Here is a 555-nt window from a genome sequence, read left to right as displayed (position 1 = left end):
GCATAACAGATCTCTTCGATGGCTAAAAACTTATTAACCACAAAGTAGGCAATGCCTCGACGACGCAGTAGACGCTTACTATTTTCAACAAATTTTACCGTCAACTCTTTAGAAGTTCCAAAGCCTTGATGAAATGGGGGATTACAGATAATGCGATCAAAGCTACGATCCTCTAAAGCAGAACCACAATCATCGAGCGTTACAAGCGCCTCTATCCCCATATTCTCAAGATTATAGGCGGCAAGCTGAACAGCCGCGACATTACAATCGGTTGCTACTAACTGCTCGATCTTACTATTTTTTCCTACCGATGCCGCAAGATAACCATATCCACACCCTAGATCTAAAACCTTTCCTTCTAAAGCAAAAGGATCACTATTGAGTGTTTCAGCTAAAAAACGACTCCCTTCATCGATCTTTTTATAACCATAAATTCCCGGCTTACTGACAAAGGTGAGCGCTTGCGCCTCATCCTGAATCTCTAAAAATTGACGATACTCTGCCCCATTTAGATCGAGACTTTTATCTGCTTCCTTAACAATACGCGCATAACGC

1 protein-coding gene is annotated in these 555 nt (G+C 42.0%); it reads right to left on the bottom strand.

The annotated features are described in order from the left end of the window. On the bottom strand, positions 1 to 555 hold a 555-nt coding region (locus FK268_RS26125; protein ID WP_146437892.1), incomplete at both ends, for a class I SAM-dependent methyltransferase.

Origin of the sequence: Tsukamurella sputi, from assembly GCF_007858445.1 — a bacterium.
GTDB classification, from domain to species: domain Bacteria; phylum Actinomycetota; class Actinomycetes; order Mycobacteriales; family Mycobacteriaceae; genus Tsukamurella; species Tsukamurella sputi.
This window is presented reverse-complemented; position numbering and strand designations above follow the sequence as displayed.